We start from the raw sequence: 17667 nt of genomic DNA, 5'->3' as shown, positions 1-17667 counted from the left end.
GGTGAAGGACGGTCCCGGTCGCCATTGATACCCTGGGGATATGAATGACCTGGAGGTGCGGCAGCTGCGGTACTTCGTCGCGGTCGCGGAGGAACTGCACTTCGGACGCGCCGCCGCGCGGCTGGGCATGGCGCAGCCCCCGCTCTCCCGCACGATCCGGGACGTCGAGCGGCAGCTCGGGGTGGCCCTGTTCGAGCGGACCACCCGGCAGGTGCGGCTCACCGCGGCCGGGGAGGTCCTGCTGCGCGACGCCCGGACGGCACTGGAGGCGGTGGCCGCCGCCGCCCACCGGGCCCGGGAGGCGGGCAGGGCGTCGCCGCGGCTGCGGGTCGCGCTCAAGGCCGATGTCGACGGCGGGCTGCTGCCGCGGATCCTGGACGCCTACGGAGCCGACGAGGCGTCCCTGCCGCCCGAGCTGGTCCTCGGCGGGTTCGGCGAGCAGGCCCGGACCCTGCGCGACGGACTCGCCGACGTGGCACTCGTCCTGTGCCCCTTCGACGGCCGCGGCCTGGACAGCGAGCCGCTGCTGACCGAGCCGGTCCTGGTCGCCCTGGCCGCCGCCGATCCGCTCGCCGCTCGGACCGAGCTGCGCCTGGACGACCTGGCCGGCCGCACGCTCCCCGACGGCGCCCCGGCCGACCGGGGCCGCTCCGGCGAGCACGCCCGTCGCCCCGGGGCGGCGCGGCCCGCGTCGAACCTGTCGGAGATCTTCAGCCTCGTCGAGACGGGCGGCGTCGTGTTCTTCGCACCGGCCTCGGTCGCCCGCCGCTACCCGCGGCCCGGCGTCGCCTACCGCCCGGTCGGCGACCTCCCGGACGCCACCCTCGCCGTGGCGTGGCCCCAGGACGCCCGCTCACCGGCCGTCGCCGCCTTCGTCCGCGCCGCCTGCGCCGTCGCGGGGACCATCCGAGCGGACGACCAGGGGGTCCGGGACCGTGCAGCACGATGAGACGGACATCGATCCGGTGCGTCGCAGGCTGGGCGCCCTGGTCGGGTGGACACCGGCCAAAAGCGCTCGACCGCCCGCGAGGAAGCAGGAACTTTCACTTCAGGGAAGCGTACTCACCTGGCAATGAATACCCCGTCCGCGCATACGCTACGAGCCATCCTGAAGGAGTCATTGCGACAATCTTTCGGCGCTTGTTCATCTCATCTTTCTCGTGAGTTACAAGGTTCGCATCCTTCAGCATCCTAATAGACGATCGCATTGCATCGGGCGAATGGAATCCAAAATCATCATAGTCGCTACTAGGGCGGCAGATGCCACCATGCACGGCCAGGGTGTCGAATATTATCCATTCTCGCGCATCTATCCACTCCTGGGCGGCCGCATGACATTTATCCGCGGTCTCCGCCAGCCACACCTCGAGCAGTTCAAGGTCTTCACTCTTGCTCGAATCTGCACCAAATTGCCAATGCAGCCACTCAGAGAAATCGTCCGCCAGGCTCAGGGCGGTTCGCAAATTCCTATTCACCAAATCATACAAATACCAAAATCCGCCCGCCCCTACTGGAATTACGGGGGCTGGCCTATTTTTGATCCTGTAGTGCTCAATTCTCCGACTCACGACCTCTGGCATTAGCTCGTCGGGGATCGGGTCAACCTGAATCGGGTCCGCCAGATGGTCGGCCAACCTTGGAGTTGCCGCGGCGGTCCGGAAGACTCCCGGCCCGCCACACAAAATCCAGCGGATTCCCTTCTGAGAAAACACTGTATCCCGCATTAGTTCGAGCAAGTCTCGGACACTCTGAGACGTCCGCATGAGTTCCAGATTGTCGACCACTGCAATAAATCCGCCATAGGCAGGGGACGGGAAGCAGCTCTCCAGTGACGCTTTCATAGCCCTCGGAAATCCGAAGTCGTAGTATGCCGCAGTGGCGTTCGGCGACCTAGATCTTCCGGCAGAAAGGCCGCCCAGTGGCGTCGAAAATCCTGCACTCCGCATGTGGAATATGGGCTCATGGAGCCACCGGTCCACATCCTTCTGTTTAGGAACTCTTCGTCCGGTTGCATCAAGCCTGGCACCGTGCACTCTAAATGCTTCGGCAACCCTATAGAAAAGATCCCTCTGAAATGATTCCAAGGTTGCTTCCGGGGAGACCTGAAAAGGCTCACCCAATGGAATTAGTGGACCAAAATTTGACTCACCCTTTTGGAAGGATTGCTGCAAGCGAAAACCGGCAACAGAAATTAAGCTAGTTTTCCCGACGCCAAATTTGCCTTCAACCGTCGTATGGCGCGGGGATGACTGAAGGCGGGAAATTAGCTTATTTATCTCCTGTTCTCGCCCGACTAGGAGGCTATCCCCTTGCGCGGTGGCGGAGATGGGGTCGGTAGTATATGGGCAGCTAACAAATCCGAAATCAGTCCAGATGGTCATAGCGCCCCCGCCAATCTCGACTTTCCTGACCTGGATCTTCCATCATACGCTTGCATGCGTGGACAGGCGCGACGCGCCTAAGCTGTTGAATCGTCCACGGCCTCAGGCTGCGGGGCGTTAGCCACCGGCATGGATTGACTGTATATGTTGTCGATTCAGGGTTCGTTCGACTGCTGGCCTGGGCCTGCATTATGAATCTGTCCAGCTCCTCACGGAGAGTAATATCAAGGGATATCTGTTGACGCATAGTCGCATTGAGAAGTCTACTTGGTTCCAACCACTCCGGCGCATCTCAACAGTCGCTGAGGTACTGCTAGCGATGGCGTTGAGTGCCACTCTTTCTGATACCGGGCGATCAGGTTTGGGCTGAGGCCGCTTCTGTGCCCGTTCGGCCAGGAAACGGGGGCGAGGCGCCTCGCTCCCCCATAGGTCGGCGGGTCGCTAGGTCAGTACAGATCCCTTGGTTGACGGCACCCCGCAGGGTCTCCGTGTTGTGGATCGCACTTTCTGGGCAGAGTGCTGCCAGCGTGCTGGCCGGTGGAAGCAAGAACGGTCTGGACGAGTGGAAAGACGATCAAGGTCGCTCCCTGAAGTGGAACCAAGAGCAAGCACGCAGGCGGCAGTCGAACCCACTTAATCGACGGGATGGCTCCTAACCGGAGCCCGGACCCGAGTGTCTAAATGCGCTACAACGACGGCGAACTTTGGCAGACGCCCGCAGACGTTCGGGGCATGGCAGCGCTGGTCAGCGACACCTTTACCGCTCGTCGAACAACCACCCAAGTTGCTTCGGGAAGAAAAGGAAAGTAATTCAAATACCGCGCCTCCGATTCAGGTCGGAGGCCAAGTCAGAGATGGCTGGCTGGGGACCCCGTCGACTTCCCTAACTGCAGGTCAGAACGCTTGATGGTGCTCGTTGATTCTGGGTCTGTTGCCCAGGGTGGGACGGTTCGAATCAGGAGCGTCACATCGGAGGGATGACGGCTGGCCTGGCTCTCGGACAGGGATGGAGATGTTCCGGGCGTGACGCTCGCCAACTGCCGCAACCCGGCCCGAGCTGCCCGGGCAACCTCTACAGGCACCCGATCGGATGAACAACTCGTTCCGATGCGAAGGACACGCTCTACTAGCCAACTGCACTCCCAACTCCGACTCTACCGTGACAACATGGCAGAGGATCAACCCGTCAGGCACGAGACCCGTCTTGCCCTAGTCCTCAACGGGGGCGTAAGCCTCGCCGTCTGGATGAGCGGGGTCACCCACGAACTCGATCTACTTCGGCACGCTTCTAGCGGCGCCGGCGAGGGCACTGTCCGACCGGAGGACCAGGCGGTGTTCAAGATCTGGAAGCGACTGGCGGAGGCCTCCCAGACGCGCGTAGTTATCGACGTCGTGGCTGGCTCTTCCGCGGGGGGGATCAACGGGATGCTTCTGGCCACCGCGCTCGCCCGGGGCGCCCGGCTGCCGTACCTGCGCGAGGTCTGGGATGAGTCGGCCGCGCTCAGCAAGCTGCTCGAGCCCCGCTCCGACAACAGTGTGCTCAGCGGCGAAGCCTTCGCGACCAAGGTGACCGAGGCCGTGAACAAGATCGGCCTCGGCGCGGATTGTACCCAGAATCCCGTCACCCTCTACCTCCCCGCCACCTCCGTGGACGGCCGCTCCCGCACGTACCTGGATGGTTTTGGCAATCAGTTCGAGGTCCATGACCACCGACGGCTGTACTGCTTCCGGCACGACGCCAAGGCCGTCGCCTACGTGCGGCAGGATGGTGCCTGGAAGTTCGTTCCCGCCGAGCGGGGAGACTTCCGGGTCGACAACAACACGGCTTTGGTGCAGGCCGCGCGGGCCACCGGCAGTTTCCCCGTGGCTTTCCCGCCCGTGAGCGAGTATCCGCTGCTGGACTTCCGGGTGCAGCCGAGGGAGACCCTGGACGACCCGGCGAGCGATGTGATGGACGCCGGGGTGCTTAACAACGCCCCCTTCAGCCCCGTCCTGGAGACGATTTCCCAGCGGACCTTCGACAATCCAGTGCGGCGGGTGGTGGTCTACGTGGTGCCCTCCTCTGGCCTCCGCGAGCGGAACGACCAGGACAAACCACCTCGGGACGCCTCCTGGGTGCGGACGGCGCTCAGCGCTGCCCGGTACCCGCAGGAGGTCGACTTCCGGACCAGCACCGAGGAGCTATGCAATCGCCTGGCTAACAGCACCAGAGACATCCAGCTTGATCTTTTCGACCGCCTCGACAAGAATCCCGAGCTCGCCCAGGGCCTCGGAGCGATCGCAGAGAGCCTGCTCGGCGAGTACCGGCGCACCCGCGCCCGGGCTGTCCTCTTCGAGGTCCGCAGGCAGCTAGCCGACGAGCAGGCGGAGGTTTCACTGGTCGCCACCCCGGAGGCTGACGCCGATCGGATCGATCGGATCATTAACCGCTCATCGGCACCGCATCGGGCGCCCAGGCTGCCCCCGACTTCGGATGAGGAGCCTAAAAAGGAGCTGGCCCCGAACTGGGTGCCCGGGAAGGACCCGGAATCGATCAGCCGCCCGTTCAACGACGAATGGCGCTGGGGGCTGGTCACGGCCGAGCGTGTCCTGCAGTCCCTGAGTACTCGGCTGCACAACCAGCTTAAAGATCCTAACCTGCTCAAGAACCCCGACCAGCAGCATACCGAGGCCCTACTGAGCCTGGCCATGGGCGCCAGACAGGTGACGGATCGACTCCGCGAGATGCTGGCCGTTCAGGAGACATACTTCACCGAACTGCGCCGACGCAGCTCGGACCTTCAGCTCTCTGACGAGGACACCGCCGCGCTGATTCACCAGGTCTTCGAGGAGCTGAACATCCCGAAGCAGCTGCTCAAGCTGATCCGCCAAGCGGCTAACGACTACACCGAGGCCCTGTCACTGGCCGGGCAGCCGAGCCCCCACTCGCCCGAGGAGACCGTCGCCGCGTGCCTGGCGATTGAGGTGGTCACCCGGGCCTACGCTCCCCCATGGAGGCTCCTCGACCCGCTGATGCCCGAGTTCGACTTCCTTCGGCTCGGGCCGGACAAGATGAGCCGACTCTTCAACGAGCAGCAGTACGCTGGGCTCGGTGACCGCAAGCTCTACGGCATCCGCTTCCAGCACTTCGCGGCCTTCTTCAGGAGCGAGTGGCGCCACAACGATTTCGCCTGGGGCCGCCTGGACGCGGCCCACCACCTGCTGCACCTCTTCCACCGGACCGAGGACCGGGAGTTCCACCAACTGGAACGGGAGCTGCACGAAGCCATCCTGCGCGCCGAGGCGCCCGGCGGGACCGTACCCCAGCAGTGGATGCTGGACCACCTCACCGAGCTCCGGACGCCGACCGATAACGCCCTCTTGCACAAGGCCACCTCCTCGGAGGGCGGACGCAAGGTCGTTGCGAAACTCAGCGACTCCATCCTGGAGCTAGTGGGCTTCAGCGGATGGTGGACGAGATTTAGTGCCCGCTTCTTCTGCGGCCTCACCCTGCAACTATACGGCACCCAGCAGAACATGAAGCTCACGCAGGCAGCGCAGACAGCGTTCGCAATCCTGGCTGGCATGGCCCTGGCGGGAGCCCTGGTGGCGGTGGCTTTCCTAGTTGCTCTCCTGTTTGTCCTAGGTAAAGGCGTTCAAGCCCTAGTGTCCTGAGTCGGAGATTCGTCGTTGGTCTGATGTGAGCCGTCATGGACCGAAGGCCCCGCCCGTGGCGCTGATCGAGGCCGAGAAGGCCTTGAGAACCAAGCTCTCGGGAGCAGCCTTGGTCAGGCCGACGTACTCCAACTGTGTGACTTGCGATTTTCGCTGGTTGCCCAAGTGGCGCAACTCCTCGGATCCCATTCGAGACAAAGAGGCCATTTCTCCATGGGCTGTGTCGTCGGGTTGCTGACGATTGGCCCCGTGGCCCTGCTCAAACGGGCTGGTCCCCTCCACAACGGGGGCGGAGCTGTGGGGTGCAGCCGCCAGCCGATGCAGGGATGGAGCAGAGTACATCGGGGACGCCGTGCCACAGTCCTGCCATGTTGGGCCGGGGAACTGCGGGGAGTCGCGGCTTGCGACGGGCAGAAGGTCCGGGCTGCCAAGCGTGGCTATATCGCAGGTCAGGCCAAACGCCTGACGCCCGTTCTCCTGAAGCAGGGCTCCGGCCTTGGGCCGTCTGGAGGCCGTGCGAGGCGAACCGAGGGCGACCAGCGGTGACAAACGCCAACGACTCCGCAGCAGGTCAAAGGCGGTTTGCTGGAAAAGGCCGCAGGTGACCGGAGAACGGCGTCAGTTCCAGAGGAAGAAGCCGACCAGCACGAAGCTCAGCGGCATCGGCATCCAGTAACGGCGCTCGCTGACGATGTAGTTGACCCTCGCCCCGGCGGTGACCGCGACCAGCAGGGCCGCCAGCGGCCAGCGGACGTCCGGCAGCCAGTGGCGGCTGAGGAAGTTGACGGTACAGTGCGCCCGCCACCGCCGCGGTCGCCCGCGGCCGGTACCCGGTCAGCTCCAGTCCGAGCAGCCGCCACACGGCGCAGATGTAGCTGCCGACCGCCGCGTACATGAACCCGCCGTAGAACGGTACGCCGCCGAACTTCAGTACGGCGGGCTCGGGATAGGATCAGGAGCCCTGGGCCACCTTGACGCACTCGAAGACCAGGCCGAGCAGGTGGCAGCCGCCGATCATCAGCAGGTCCCGGGGGCGCTCCCGGCCTGGCGGAGGCCGAAGCGGCCGAACTGGCCGAGCCCGTGGGCGGCGGCTCGACGGAGCGGAGTCGATCTCGCTGACTGCATACAGCCGGGGATGCGCATCGGGTACGGACGGTTTCCCCGCCCCCGCGCAGACCCGGCTCGGGTCAGGGGGCGGGGCGGGAGGGGACGGGGCCGGTGGGGGCGGCCCAGGCGAGGAGCATGTGCAGGGCGTCGTGGGAGGGGGTGCGGGGTTCGGCGGTGTAGGTGATGAGTGCCTGCTCGGGGTCCTCGGTGGAGCGCAGGGTCTCGTAGGTGAGGTCGAGGTCGCCGACGACGGGGTGGTGGAAGCGCTTGACGCCGGAGGTCTTGTCCTGGACCGGCTGTTCGGCCCACCAGCGGCGGAAGTCCTGGCTCTTCATGGAGAGTTCGCCGATCAGGCCGGCCAGCTGCGGGTCGTCGGGGTAGCGGCCGGCCTCCAGTTGGAGGTAGGCGACGTTCTCGCGGGCGCAGGCCGTCCAGTCGGCGTAGAGCTCGCGGGCGGCGGGGTCGAGGAAGGTGATCCGCGGGATGTTGCGCTCGGCGGCGCGCCGGGTGGCGAAGTCGCCGAGGAGGGCGCTGGCGGCGGCGTTCCAGGCGAGGACGTCCATCCGGCGGCCCATCACCATGGCCGGTACGTCGCGGAGTTCGTCGAGCAGGCGGCGGAGCATGGGGCGGACGTGCTGCTGCTCGGTGCGGGCGGTGCGCGGGGTGCGCCGGGTGGCCGGGCGGGGCTGGGCGAGCCGGCGGAGGTGGCGGGTCTCGTCCTCGCTGAGCCGCAGGGCGCGGGCGAGCGAGTCCAGGACGAGCTCGGAGGGGTTGGCGACCCGCCCCTGTTCCATCCGGGTGTAGTAGTCGACGCTGACGCCCGCGAGTTGGGCGATCTCTTCGCGGCGCAGCCCGGCGACGCGGCGGTGGCCGCCGAAGTCGGGCAGGGCGACGTCCGCCGGCTGCAGCCGGGAGCGGCGGGAGCGGAGGAAGGCGCCGAGGTCGATCGTTGGGCTCATGGGCCGATTGTGCCCGATCCGTCGGCGGCGAGCCTGGTCCTGTCAGGACCAGGCTCGCCGCGGCCGCGCGCGGGTGTCAGGCCTGGCGGGTCGGGAGGATCACGGTGTGGCGCAGGTTGACGTGCTTGGGCCGGCTGACGGTGAAGGCGATCAGTTCGGCGATGTCCTCGGCGGTGAGGGAGGGGATCTGCTGGAACATGCCGTCCAACTGGCCGCGCAGCTCGGGGTTGTCGATGGCGTGGGGGAGCTCGGTGTCGGTCAGGCCCGGCTCGATGTTGCTCACCCGGACGTCGCGCGGGCCGAGTTCGGTGCGCAGGGCGGCGGAGAGCTGGGTGACCGCGGCCTTGGTGGCGCCGTACACGGCGTAGTCGGGGAAGGCGATGTGGGAGGCGATCGAGGAGACGTTGACCAGGTCGGCGGGCCGGCCGTCGGCGGCGGCCGCGGCGAGGTCGGCGGTGAACGCGTCGATGACGCGCAGGACGCCGGTCAGGTTGGTGTCGATCATGCGGGTCCACTCGTCGACCCGGCCGGCGGCGACGGGATTGGGGAGCATCACGCCGGCGTTGTTGACGACCAGGTCGACCCGGCCGAAGGCGTCGTGGACGGCCTTCGCGGCGGCGTCGACGGAGGCCTGGTCGGTGACGTCGGCGGTGACCGCGATCGCCCGGCCGCCGGCGGCGGTGATCTCCGCCGCGAGGGTGTCGAGCCGGTCGGTGCGGCGGGCGAGCAGGGCGACGCGCGCACCGTCGGCGGCCAGGGCGCGGGCGGTCGCGGTGCCGATGCCGCTGGCGGCGCCGGTGACGACGGCGGTACGGGCTGCGGTGCGGGCGGTGTTGCTCACGGTCTTCTCCAGGGAGCGGTCGGTACTGGCTGGCGGGGACAACTCTCCGCCGTGTGCCGAGGGGCAGCCAGGGCTCACCTGTTCCTGGGACTGCCAGGACCAGTCAGCGCCCCGGCCGGGGGCTGCCGACCGGGGCCTACCGGTCGGCAGGCGTGCTTGACAACGCCTCATGTTCCTGGGAGCAGTTGCCCCTCAAGGCTCCACCCTTCGAAGGGAGCACCAGCACATGACCATGCCCCAGGACGCGGCACCCGAGTACGACGTGGTGATCGGCGGAGCGAGCCTCGCCGGCTGCGCCGCGGCGATCCTGCTCGCCCGGCGCGGTGTCCGCGTCGCCCTGCTGGAACGCCGCTCGGACCCCTCGGCGTACAAGGTGCTGTGCACCCACTCGATCACCGCCAACGCCTATCCGGTGCTGGACGAGCTGGGGCTGGTACCCGCGCTGGAGGAGGCCGGGGCGGTCCGCAACGACGCCCGCTGGTGGACGCGATGGGGATGGATCGAGCCGAAGCCGGCGCCCGGCGGGCCCCCGCTGCCGTACGCGTACAACGTCCGGCGCAGCACCCTCGACCCGCTGATCAGGTCCAAGGCGGCCGAGACTCCCGGCGTCGACCTGCTGCTCGGCCACCAGGTGGCCGGGGTGGTGCGGGCGGGCGGGCGGATCGTCGGGGTGACGGCGTCCTCGCCGAACGGCGGGGAACGGGAGTTCCGGGCCCGGCTGGTGGTCGGCGCCGACGGCAAGGACTCGGCCGTGGCGAAGTGCGCGGAGGTGGCGACGCGGCGGTTCGAGAACAGCCGGTTCGGCTACCTCGCGCACTTCCGCAACCTGCCGCTGCACGGCGGGATCGGCCAGACCTGGTTCCTGGAACCGGACATGGCGTACGCGTTCCCCAACGACGACGGGGTGACGGTGCTGGCGGTGCTCCCCGACAAGAAGAAGCTGCCCGCCTTCCGGGAGGACCGGGAGGGCAGTTTCCTGGAGTTCGTCCGCGGCCTGCCCGAGGCGCCGCCGATCGACTCCGCCGAGCGCGTCTCGAAGATCATCGGCACCGTGGACCACCCGCTGCACAGCCGCAGGCCCACCGCGCCGGGCCTCGCGCTGATCGGCGACGCCGCGCTCACCGGTGACCCGCTGTGGGGCGTGGGGTGCGGCTGGGCCCTGCAGTCCGCGCAGTGGCTGGCCGAGGCGGTCGCCCCCGCGGTGGCCGGCCGCGGCGGCGTCGACCGGGCGCTCGCGGTGTACGCGCGCCGCCACCGCCGTCTGACGGCCCACCAGTTGATGGCCGCGGACTTCGCCAGGTCCCGTCCGTTCAACCCCGCCGAGCGGCTGGTGTTCGCGGCGGCCGCGCGGGACGCCGACCTGGCCCGCCACATGCACCGCTTCGCCTCGCGGCTGATCGGGCCGGCGCGCTTCCTGAACCCCGCCGTCCTGGCGAAGTCGGCGTACGTGAACCTCACCCACCGGGGGTGAGCCCGTCCGGCCGGTCCGCCGGCCAACAGGGCCACGCTGTTTATGGATTCCGTCAGGATTGACCGAGGCGGTCGGAGGGGCGGGCGCCGCAGTCTCGATCACCGGGGCGGTCGCCCAGTAGGGTGGTGGACCGTGGCCAGTCGTAAAACATCCATCCTTGAAGCGGCCGCGCGCGTGATCGCCCGCCGCGGTGTCCGCGGCCTGCGGGTCGAGGAGCTCGCCGCCGAGGCCGGCGTCTCCACGGCACTGATCTACTACCACTTCAAGGACCGCACGGGCATCCTGCGGCAGACGCTGGAGTTCATCAACGGCCGCGCGGAGCGCTACACCGCCGAGCGCGACCCGGACGCGCCGCCGCTCACCCCGCGCGAGGAGCTGGAGCAGACCCTGCTGCTGGAGCTGCAGGACGCGCCCGAGGTGCGGGAGAACAGCACCGCCTGGGGCGAGCTGCGGGCCAGCGCGGTCTTCGACGACTCGCTGCGCGAGGACCTGGCGAGGGCCTCCCTGAGCTGGGTCCAGGAGATCGCCGAGTTGATCGGCCGGGTGCACCCGATCAACTCGGCGACCGCGCCGGCGGCGGCCGAGCGGTTGACCGCGCTGCTGGAGGGGCTGAGCATGCGCTGGCTGAGCGGTAGCCTGCCGCTGGGCCACGCCCGGACGCTGATGAGCGAGGCGATCGAGGTCGAGCTGGCGCGGCTCGCCCCCTGACCGGCGCTCCACCAGACCCGGACGTTCTGCTTCCCGGCTCCGCTTCCCGGCTCCGCCTCCCGGCCCTGGTGGACGGGACGCCTTGAAGTCGGCTGTTTTCCCAGTCGGTTCAACGTCGTGGATCGCCCCGCCACCGCGGCCTGAAGCTCCGCCGGGCCGACGCACTCGCCGTCCGCGAACACCAGCACCTGGTGGCACGTCCCGCGCTCCACGTGCGCCCGCTTCGCCGTGCCGACGCCCAGCAACCGGGTCGCGTACACGGGATCCTGACCGTCCACCATCCCCGCATCATCGACCGCGCCCCGCCCCCCGGCAAGGCCATCCGCCCCCGCCGCGCACGGCCCGTACCCCTCCCGTCCGGGACGGCGGTCGAAAACGGCTGTTCGGGTGCCGGAGCGCGGTGGTACAACTCCGGCGTGCAGAACAACATCCACTTCTCCGAGCTGCTTCGCCTGATCGACGAGCGGTCCACCGCCTTCCGGGCGGCGATCGCCGCAGCGCCCGACCTCGACGTCCAGGTCCCCACCTGCCCCGAGTGGACGCTCTACGACCTGGCGCAGCACCTGGGCGAAGGACGCCGCGCCTGGGCCGCCACCGTCGCCGCCGGTGCCGCCGCCACCGCCAAGGCCGCACCGCTCGGCGACCCGGTCGCCCCCACCGGGCGCGAGGCCCTGGTCGCCTGGCTCGCCGAGTCGACCCGGCTGCTGCTCGACGCCCTCACCGAGGCCGGCCAGGACAGCCCCTGCTGGGGCTGGTGGGGGAAGTCGCAGACACCCCTGACCGCGTACGGCGCGGCCCGCCGCCAGCTCCACGAGATCACCGTCCACACCTACGACGCCCAGCTCGCCGCAGGCGACCCGCAGCCGGTCCCGGCCGAGGTGGCCGTCGACGGCGTCGAGGAATTCCTCTCCACCATCTGCACCACGACGGAGGCCTGGCCGCACGGGGCCGCCGCCGTCGACTACCGCACCACCGAGGGCCGCTCCTGGCGCAACCGGCTGTCCGAGGAGGGCTCCCGGCTCGGCGCCGTCCCCGCCGACGGCACGGAGCCGGCCGACGCCACCGCCGCCGGAACCGCCAACGAGCTGCTCCTCGCCCTCTACTGCCGGATCCCGTTCGACACCCTCGAGCTGGAGGGGCAGCGCATCCTCTTCGACCAGCTCTTCGAGTGGGACCCGGAACGCTAGGCCGATTTGACGCCCCGAAGCCCTCCGAGGACACCCCGTCCCCGGGGGCTTCGCCGATCAGAAGTGCTCCTCGATCCACCGGGCGTCCGTCAGGTACCGCCGGTCGTGCCCCTCCGCGAGGTGCTGCGCGAACGCCGGGTGGCCGGCCTGCGCCTGCTGCCGCATCGACGCCACCAGCGCGCGCAGCCGCTCCGCCGCGACGGCGGGCAGCCGCTCGCGCTCCTCCCGCGACAGGCCGTACGCGTCCGCGAACAGCGCCAGCCGGCGCCCCGCCTCCGGCAGGGGCAAGGTGTGCTCCACCTCGTCCGGCGCGTACAGCGGGACGAAGCGGTACGCGGTGTACGCGGCGTCCCACAGCCGCGGCCCGGGGTGCGCCGTGTCGAAGTCGATGAACGCGACCGGCAGTCCGTCGCGGAACACCGTGTTGTACGTGGCCGCGTCGCCGTGGCAGACCACCTCCGCCGGCTCGCGCGGCGGGAGTTGCCACACGTCCTCCGGCGTCCGGCGGAACCCCGTCGAGGCGTCGTGCAGGCCGCGCAGCAGCCGCCCGGCCGCCACCAGCGAGGCGTCGCTGCGCACCTGCGGCGCCGCGAAGTCGTGCCCCACCTCCCCGGCCAGGTACTCGACCAGCTCCTCGCGGCCGTCCGCGCCCAGCCCGTACGGCCGCGGCGCCCCGCCGAACCCCGCCGCGCGCAGGTGTGCCAGCAGCCGCTGGACGGTCCCGCTCCACGCCCCCGCCGGCCGCCGGACCACCCCGCCCTCCCGGACGACCCGGTTCACCCCGCCGACGAACTCCTCCCGATCCTCCACGCCGCCCGTCCCCGCGCTAGAAGAGCCTGGGCCGCTGGTCGGGATCGTCGCGGCGGACCGCCGGGACGGGCGCTCCGTCGGCAGTCAGGCCCGTCATCCCCCGAGCGACGCACACCATCACATGGCCGGTCCGCAGGACGCCGAGGACGAACGTCACGCTCAGGACGGTGAAGAGCGTCGATCCCGAGGCGGCCGCCCGGAGTCCGTAGCCGGCCAGGCCGGCGAAGATCGCGAAGTTGGCGAGCAGCAGGGGCCAACCCGAGTCGGTCTTGGCGCGGTTGAAGCGCTGGAACGCGTTGCGCGGAGAACTCGGGGGATGGGGGCTGAACCGCTGCCTGAGGGTCGGCCGGGGAGGTCGCTCGGTCATGGCAGCCCATCAGACAGGCCCGGGCGGCGTCCGCGCAACCGTATTCGGGAGCCACCCCGGGCCCGCCGTCCGAGGCCGTCGCGCGTGGCATCCTTGACCGGTGCTCACAGGGGATCGGGCCGGCGCCGTCTTCTTCGACATCGACGGCACCCTCGTACCGGGGACGAGCTCGTCGGCGTTCCTGGCCAGGTTCCTCGGGCACGGCGCGGAGGTGACGCGGGCCGAGGACGCCTGTGCCGCCGGCGACCCGGACAACCGCCAGGTCTCCGAGCTGGACGCGGCCGGCTGGGCGCAGGGGCGCGGGCGGCGGCCACCGCCACGGTGGACAGCGGCGACCTCCGCGACGTGCTGCCGGTCCTGGCCCGGATGGTCGCGGCCGTGCGCTGACGGCCGCCCCCGTCAGGTCAGCCGTCGTCGAACGGCTCGTCGCTCCACCGGAACCACGCGCGCCCGTCCTTGACGTGCAGGAGGAACTCCGCGACCGGGCCCTCCGGCGCCACCAGCGACAGCGCGCCCGCGATCCGGTCGTACGCCTCGTCGAACCGCTCGTACTCCCCGGCGTCCAGCAGGGCCCGCGACTCGTCGAACCACGGTTCCACCTCGCCGAACGCCTCCGTCGGAACGAAGCGTCCGGCGAGCCAGGGGAAATCCGCCTCGTCGATCACGATCTCGCCGAGCAGCTCCTCCTGCCGCACCAGCCGCCAGACCTCGTCCACGAAACCCACGCCGCCCACCCCGTTCCACCGCCCCGATTCCGCCCGCAGTCTGCCAGGCGGCACGGACAGCGGCCCCGTCAGGCGTCGCCCAGGCGGCGGAAGACGTCCTGCAGCGCCTCGACGGCGTCGTCCGGCGCCCTGCCGTCGTCGCCCTGGGAGCCGGGGACGATCGAGAGCATGACCCAGTCGGCGCCGCGGCAGGCCTGGGCCCTGGCCATCGCGACCCTCCCGTTCTCCCGCTCGACCTCGCGGAACCCGCCCGCGCCGAGGGCGGGCATGTCCTCGAAGGTGAACGCGGGGGCCAAGGACGCACTCTGGGCGGCCTCCTGCCGGTGCAGGTCGGTGGCGACCAGGGCGCAGCGCTGCTCCGGTGACATGCTGGTGTTCGGCCCCGGCAGCGCACGGGTGAAGGTGACCCCGACCCCGCCCGGCCCGTCGCCGGCCCTCACCCTGCACCCGCCGGAGCTCAGTTGCGGTCCGGTGCCGCCCCGCTCGGTGCGCAGGACGCGGTCCTCGGGAGGGTTGAGCGGGTCCGGCTTCGCGTTCTCCGGGGTGTAGCCGGGCGCGTACCGGGAGAGGAAGCCGGGGCCCAGCAGCGTGCAGAGGTCCACGCCGACGGCGGGGACGATGCCGTCCGCGGGCAGTGGGCGCGGGGAGGCGGTGGCGGTCGCGGCCGTGCTCGCGGACGGGCCGGATCCGCCGGGAGCGCCGATCGTGACCGAGCAGGCGGTGAGGACGGCGACGCCCAGCAGGGCGGCCACCGGTGCCCGGCGTACGTGGTGGAGTGCGATGAGTGGTTCCCCCGTGCTTCCCGTCGTCCACTGCGTGTCACGTGCGACGCGCCCCAGTCTCCCCGACCGCTTCCCGGGCCGGTTCGGTAGGGTCGGGCCATCACGGGTGGGTGTCGCGCCGGGACGGGGGAGGTCGACGTTGCTGGTCGGGTCGCGGACCGGATTCGGTCTGGAGTTCCACGTCGACCGCGACCCCGGGCTGCTGTGCGTCGACGTCCACGTCGGCGGGCTCCGGGTGAACACCTGGGACAACGCGTTCTACCCGCCGCTGCTGGTCAAGAAGCTCACGGACGAGCTCGGCCGGTTCCGTGCGCCCACCGCGCCGCCACCGGGGTTCACCGCGCCGCTCGCGGCCTTCCGCCGGGCCGAACACGCGATGTACGGGGAGGTCGGCGCCGGGAACGACGAGGCCTTCGCGCGGTGCGTCTTCCTCGCGTGGGGCGAGTGCACCGACGAGGTCCTGGCCTTCGCGTTCCCCGACGGCGACGCGGTGCACCTGGCCTGCCGGGTGCGCGACGGAGGCGGCCCGGCCTGGGGCACCGAGGCTTGGGACGAGCCGACGGCGGTGACGGTGAGCCGGGCGGCGCTGGTCGGCACCCTGGAACGCGGCCTCGCCGTCGCGGAACGCGAGTGGACCGCCCGGCTCGCCGCGTCCTCCACGCGGAATCCCTGACCCGGCGCCCCGCCCGGTCCGGTGCCCCGGTGCGCGAGCGACCCGGTGCGCGAGCGACCCGGTGCGCGAGCGGCCCGGCGGGCCGGGCACCGGCGGGGACGGCCGACGGTGCCCGGTGCCGGGGGAGTCAGCTCCGGTAGGGCCCGCCGACCGGGTCGTCCCGGGAGGCGGACGCTTCGAAGTCCAGTGCCAGGGCGGGTTCCAGAACGGGTCCGAGGTCCGGCTCCAACAGGCCGCCGGCACCGGCACCGGCACCGGCGGTCGGCACCGCCGGAGGGCCGGCAGCCGGCTTCCGCCGCGGCACCCGCCGGAGCGAGGCCCCCAGCTCGCCGAGCCGCTCCACCGCCGGCTGGGTGTACCGGGCGGCGAGCGGCCCGGTGACGACCAGGATCAGGACGTACGCGGTGGCCAGCGGCCCGAGGCCCGGTTCGATGCCCGCGGTGACGGCCAGGCCCGCGATGACGATCGAGAACTCGCCGCGGGCCACCAGGGCCCCGCCGGCCCGCCACCGGCCGTGGACGGCGATGCCGGCCCGACGCGCGGCCCAGTACCCGGTGGCGACCTTGGTGAGAGCGGTGACGACGGCCAGCGCCAGCGCCGGGAGCAGCACGGGCGGGATGCTGGCGGGGTTGGTGCTGAGCCCGAAGAAGACGAAGAACACCGCCGCGAAGAGGTCGCGGAGCGGGCTGAGCAGGGTGTGCGCGCCCTCCGCGGCCTCACCGGAGAGCGCGATGCCGACCAGGAACGCGCCGACCGCGGCCGACACCTGGAGCTGCTGCGCGATGCCCGCGACCAGCAGGGTCAGGCCCAGCACCACCAGGAGCAGCTTCTCCGGATCCTTGTGGGAGACGAACCGGGAGATCAGCCGCCCGTAGCGCAGGGCGACGAACAGCACGCCGCCGGCCGTCGCCAGCGCGATGGCCAGGGTGATCGAACCGGCGAGGAGCCCGGCCCCGGCCAGCAGCGCGGTGAGGATCGGCAGGTAGACCGCCATCGCCAGGTCCTCCAGCACCAGGATGCTGAGGATCACCGGGGTCTCCCGGTTGCCGAGCCGGCCCAGGTCGCCGAGCACCTTGGCGATCACCCCGGAGGAGGAGATCCAGGTGACCCCGGCGAGGACCACCGCCGCGACCGGCCCCCAGCCGAGCAGCAGGGCGGCGGCCGCGCCCGGTACCGCGTTGAACAGGAAGTCCACGGCACCGGCCGGGTACTGGGCCTTCAGATTGGTCACCAGGTCCGCCGCGGTGTACTCCAGACCGAGCATCAGCAGCAGCAGGACGACGCCGATCTCCGCACCCGTGGCGACGAACTCGCCGCTGGCGCTGAGCGGCAGCAGCCCACCGTGGCCGAAGGCCAGACCGCCGAGCAGGTAGAGCGGGATCGGGGAGAAGCCGTACCGGGCGGCCAGCCGGCCGAGCAGGCCGAGGACCAGGATGATCGAGCCGAGCTCGACGAAGACGCTCGCGGTGTGCATCCGATCACTCCCTGCCCAGGATCGCCGCGGCGGCGTCGACGCCTTCGCGGGTGCCGATGACGATCAGGGTGTCCCCGCCGGCCAGCCGGAAGTCCGGTGCGGGCGACGGGACGGCGCCGGTGCGGCGCAGCACGGCGACGATCGAGGCGCCGGTCTCGGTGCGCATCCGGGTCTCGCCGAGCAGCCGGCCGTTCCAGCGGGACGTGCCCGTCACCGGGAGCCGCTCCGCGACCAGGCCGAGGTCGTTGTTGTGGAGCAGGGCCGGGCTGTGGTGGTCCGGCAGCAGCGCGTCCACCAGCGCCGCGGACTCGTCCCGCGTCAGCCGGAACGACTGCGAGCAGGAGTCGGGGTCGTCCGAGTGGTACACGTTGAGGGTCCGTGAGCCGTCCCGGTGCGCGATCACCGACAGTTGGCGGTGTTCTCGCGTCGTCAGGCCGTACTGGGTCCCGACCCCGGGAAGCGCGGTGGTCCGGACACGGGGAATCGCCATGGTGGCAGTCCTCTCCTCGGCGGGAATGACCGCCACCA

General features: G+C 70.2%; 15 protein-coding genes and 1 pseudogene. 6 read left to right on the top strand and 10 right to left on the bottom strand.

What is annotated here, in order from left to right; genetic code table 11:
• Window positions 1-40: 40 nt before the first annotated feature.
• Window positions 41-949, top strand: coding sequence for a LysR family transcriptional regulator (locus tag ABEB06_RS03965; RefSeq protein WP_345695366.1), 909 nt, complete (start codon window positions 41-43; stop codon window positions 947-949).
• A gap of 94 nt (window positions 950-1043) precedes the next feature.
• On the opposite strand, the gene ABEB06_RS03960 is transcribed toward ABEB06_RS03965, so the two are convergent.
• Entirely contained in the window at window positions 1044-2381 is a 1338-nt protein-coding gene (locus tag ABEB06_RS03960; protein WP_345695365.1) for a hypothetical protein, read from the bottom strand.
• Between the two features lie 1167 nt (window positions 2382-3548).
• Between ABEB06_RS03960 and ABEB06_RS03955 the strand changes: the two genes are divergently transcribed.
• Window positions 3549-6035 carry a DUF3376 domain-containing protein gene (locus ABEB06_RS03955; RefSeq protein ID WP_345695364.1) on the top strand — a complete coding sequence of 829 codons (2487 nt, stop codon included), beginning with the start codon at window positions 3549-3551 and terminating at the stop codon, window positions 6033-6035.
• Between the two features lie 624 nt (window positions 6036-6659).
• On the opposite strand, the pseudogene ABEB06_RS39260 reads toward ABEB06_RS03955, so the two are convergent.
• The 3 genes and pseudogenes from ABEB06_RS39260 to ABEB06_RS03935 form a co-directional block, all read right to left on the bottom strand.
• Window positions 6660-7080, bottom strand: a pseudogene (locus tag ABEB06_RS39260) (DUF817 family protein); the annotation flags it as partial.
• Between the two features lie 142 nt (window positions 7081-7222).
• A complete protein-coding gene (locus tag ABEB06_RS03940) occupies window positions 7223-8101 on the bottom strand; it encodes a helix-turn-helix transcriptional regulator (protein WP_345695363.1) in 879 nt (292 codons plus the stop codon).
• Window positions 8102-8177: 76 nt separating this feature from the next.
• Entirely contained in the window at window positions 8178-8942 is a 765-nt protein-coding gene (locus ABEB06_RS03935) for an SDR family oxidoreductase (protein WP_345695362.1), read from the bottom strand.
• Window positions 8943-9168: 226 nt separating this feature from the next.
• Here ABEB06_RS03935 and ABEB06_RS03930 point away from each other — a divergent pair, with 226 nt between their 5' ends.
• From ABEB06_RS03930 to ABEB06_RS03920, 3 genes are all read left to right on the top strand, one after another.
• The gene (locus ABEB06_RS03930; protein WP_345695361.1) at window positions 9169-10413 is read left to right on the top strand and encodes an NAD(P)/FAD-dependent oxidoreductase; all 1245 of its coding nucleotides are present in this window, start codon (window positions 9169-9171) and stop codon (window positions 10411-10413) included.
• 132 nt (window positions 10414-10545) lie between these two features.
• Entirely contained in the window at window positions 10546-11121 is a 576-nt protein-coding gene (locus ABEB06_RS03925) for a TetR/AcrR family transcriptional regulator (protein WP_345695360.1), read from the top strand.
• A 416-nt stretch (window positions 11122-11537) separates the two neighbouring features.
• Window positions 11538-12308, top strand: a complete 771-nt coding sequence (locus ABEB06_RS03920; protein WP_345695359.1) for a maleylpyruvate isomerase family mycothiol-dependent enzyme — start codon at window positions 11538-11540, stop codon at window positions 12306-12308.
• A gap of 57 nt (window positions 12309-12365) precedes the next feature.
• Here the strand turns inward: ABEB06_RS03920 and ABEB06_RS03915 are convergent, their stop codons facing one another.
• The 4 genes from ABEB06_RS03915 to ABEB06_RS03900 all read right to left on the bottom strand — a co-directional run bounded on the left by ABEB06_RS03915 (window position 12366) and on the right by ABEB06_RS03900 (window position 14962).
• Window positions 12366-13118, bottom strand: coding sequence for a phosphotransferase (locus tag ABEB06_RS03915; protein WP_345695358.1), 753 nt, complete (start codon window positions 13116-13118; stop codon window positions 12366-12368).
• 16 nt (window positions 13119-13134) lie between these two features.
• Window positions 13135-13485: a hypothetical protein gene (locus tag ABEB06_RS03910; RefSeq protein ID WP_345695357.1), complete on the bottom strand. Its 351-nt coding sequence runs from the start codon at window positions 13483-13485 to the stop codon at window positions 13135-13137.
• A gap of 404 nt (window positions 13486-13889) precedes the next feature.
• Window positions 13890-14210 carry a hypothetical protein gene (locus ABEB06_RS03905; RefSeq protein WP_345695356.1) on the bottom strand — a complete coding sequence of 107 codons (321 nt, stop codon included), beginning with the start codon at window positions 14208-14210 and terminating at the stop codon, window positions 13890-13892.
• Between the two features lie 68 nt (window positions 14211-14278).
• The gene (locus ABEB06_RS03900; protein WP_345695355.1) at window positions 14279-14962 is read right to left on the bottom strand and encodes a hypothetical protein; all 684 of its coding nucleotides are present in this window, start codon (window positions 14960-14962) and stop codon (window positions 14279-14281) included.
• A gap of 169 nt (window positions 14963-15131) precedes the next feature.
• Between ABEB06_RS03900 and ABEB06_RS03895 the strand changes: the two genes are divergently transcribed.
• Window positions 15132-15665 carry a hypothetical protein gene (locus ABEB06_RS03895; protein ID WP_345695354.1) on the top strand — a complete coding sequence of 178 codons (534 nt, stop codon included), beginning with the start codon at window positions 15132-15134 and terminating at the stop codon, window positions 15663-15665.
• A gap of 127 nt (window positions 15666-15792) precedes the next feature.
• On the opposite strand, the gene ABEB06_RS03890 is transcribed toward ABEB06_RS03895, so the two are convergent.
• Together ABEB06_RS03890 and ABEB06_RS03885 are read right to left on the bottom strand one after the other, a co-directional pair.
• Window positions 15793-17139, bottom strand: a complete 1347-nt coding sequence (locus ABEB06_RS03890; RefSeq protein ID WP_345695353.1) for a cation:proton antiporter — start codon at window positions 17137-17139, stop codon at window positions 15793-15795.
• Between the two features lie 4 nt (window positions 17140-17143).
• Window positions 17144-17629 (bottom strand): cation:proton antiporter regulatory subunit, encoded by a 486-nt coding sequence (locus ABEB06_RS03885; RefSeq protein ID WP_345695352.1) that lies wholly within the window; start codon window positions 17627-17629, stop codon window positions 17144-17146.
• Between the last annotated feature and the right edge of the window lie 38 nt (window positions 17630-17667).

The sequence above is a fragment of the Kitasatospora terrestris genome (genome assembly GCF_039542905.1).
In the GTDB taxonomy this organism is placed as follows: Bacteria; Actinomycetota; Actinomycetes; order Streptomycetales; family Streptomycetaceae; genus Kitasatospora; species Kitasatospora terrestris.
Note: the sequence above shows the minus strand (reverse complement) of the source record. Positions and strands in the feature narration are given on the sequence as shown.

What these genes read in the sequence shown, in the direction of transcription:
- ABEB06_RS03960 (WP_345695365.1), bottom strand. Translation starts at nt 2,381, where the DNA reads ATGACCATCTGGACTGATTTCGGATTTGTTAGCTGCCCATATACTACC.
- ABEB06_RS03930 (WP_345695361.1), top strand. Translation starts at nt 9,169, where the DNA reads ATGACCATGCCCCAGGACGCGGCACCCGAGTACGACGTGGTGATCGGC.
- ABEB06_RS03890 (WP_345695353.1), bottom strand. Translation starts at nt 17,139, where the DNA reads ATGCACACCGCGAGCGTCTTCGTCGAGCTCGGCTCGATCATCCTGGTC.
- ABEB06_RS03885 (WP_345695352.1), bottom strand. Translation starts at nt 17,629, where the DNA reads ATGGCGATTCCCCGTGTCCGGACCACCGCGCTTCCCGGGGTCGGGACC.
- ABEB06_RS03955 (WP_345695364.1), top strand. Translation starts at nt 3,549, where the DNA reads ATGGCAGAGGATCAACCCGTCAGGCACGAGACCCGTCTTGCCCTAGTC.
- ABEB06_RS03940 (WP_345695363.1), bottom strand. Translation starts at nt 8,101, where the DNA reads ATGAGCCCAACGATCGACCTCGGCGCCTTCCTCCGCTCCCGCCGCTCC.
- ABEB06_RS03965 (WP_345695366.1), top strand. Translation starts at nt 41, where the DNA reads ATGAATGACCTGGAGGTGCGGCAGCTGCGGTACTTCGTCGCGGTCGCG.
- ABEB06_RS03910 (WP_345695357.1), bottom strand. Translation starts at nt 13,485, where the DNA reads ATGACCGAGCGACCTCCCCGGCCGACCCTCAGGCAGCGGTTCAGCCCC.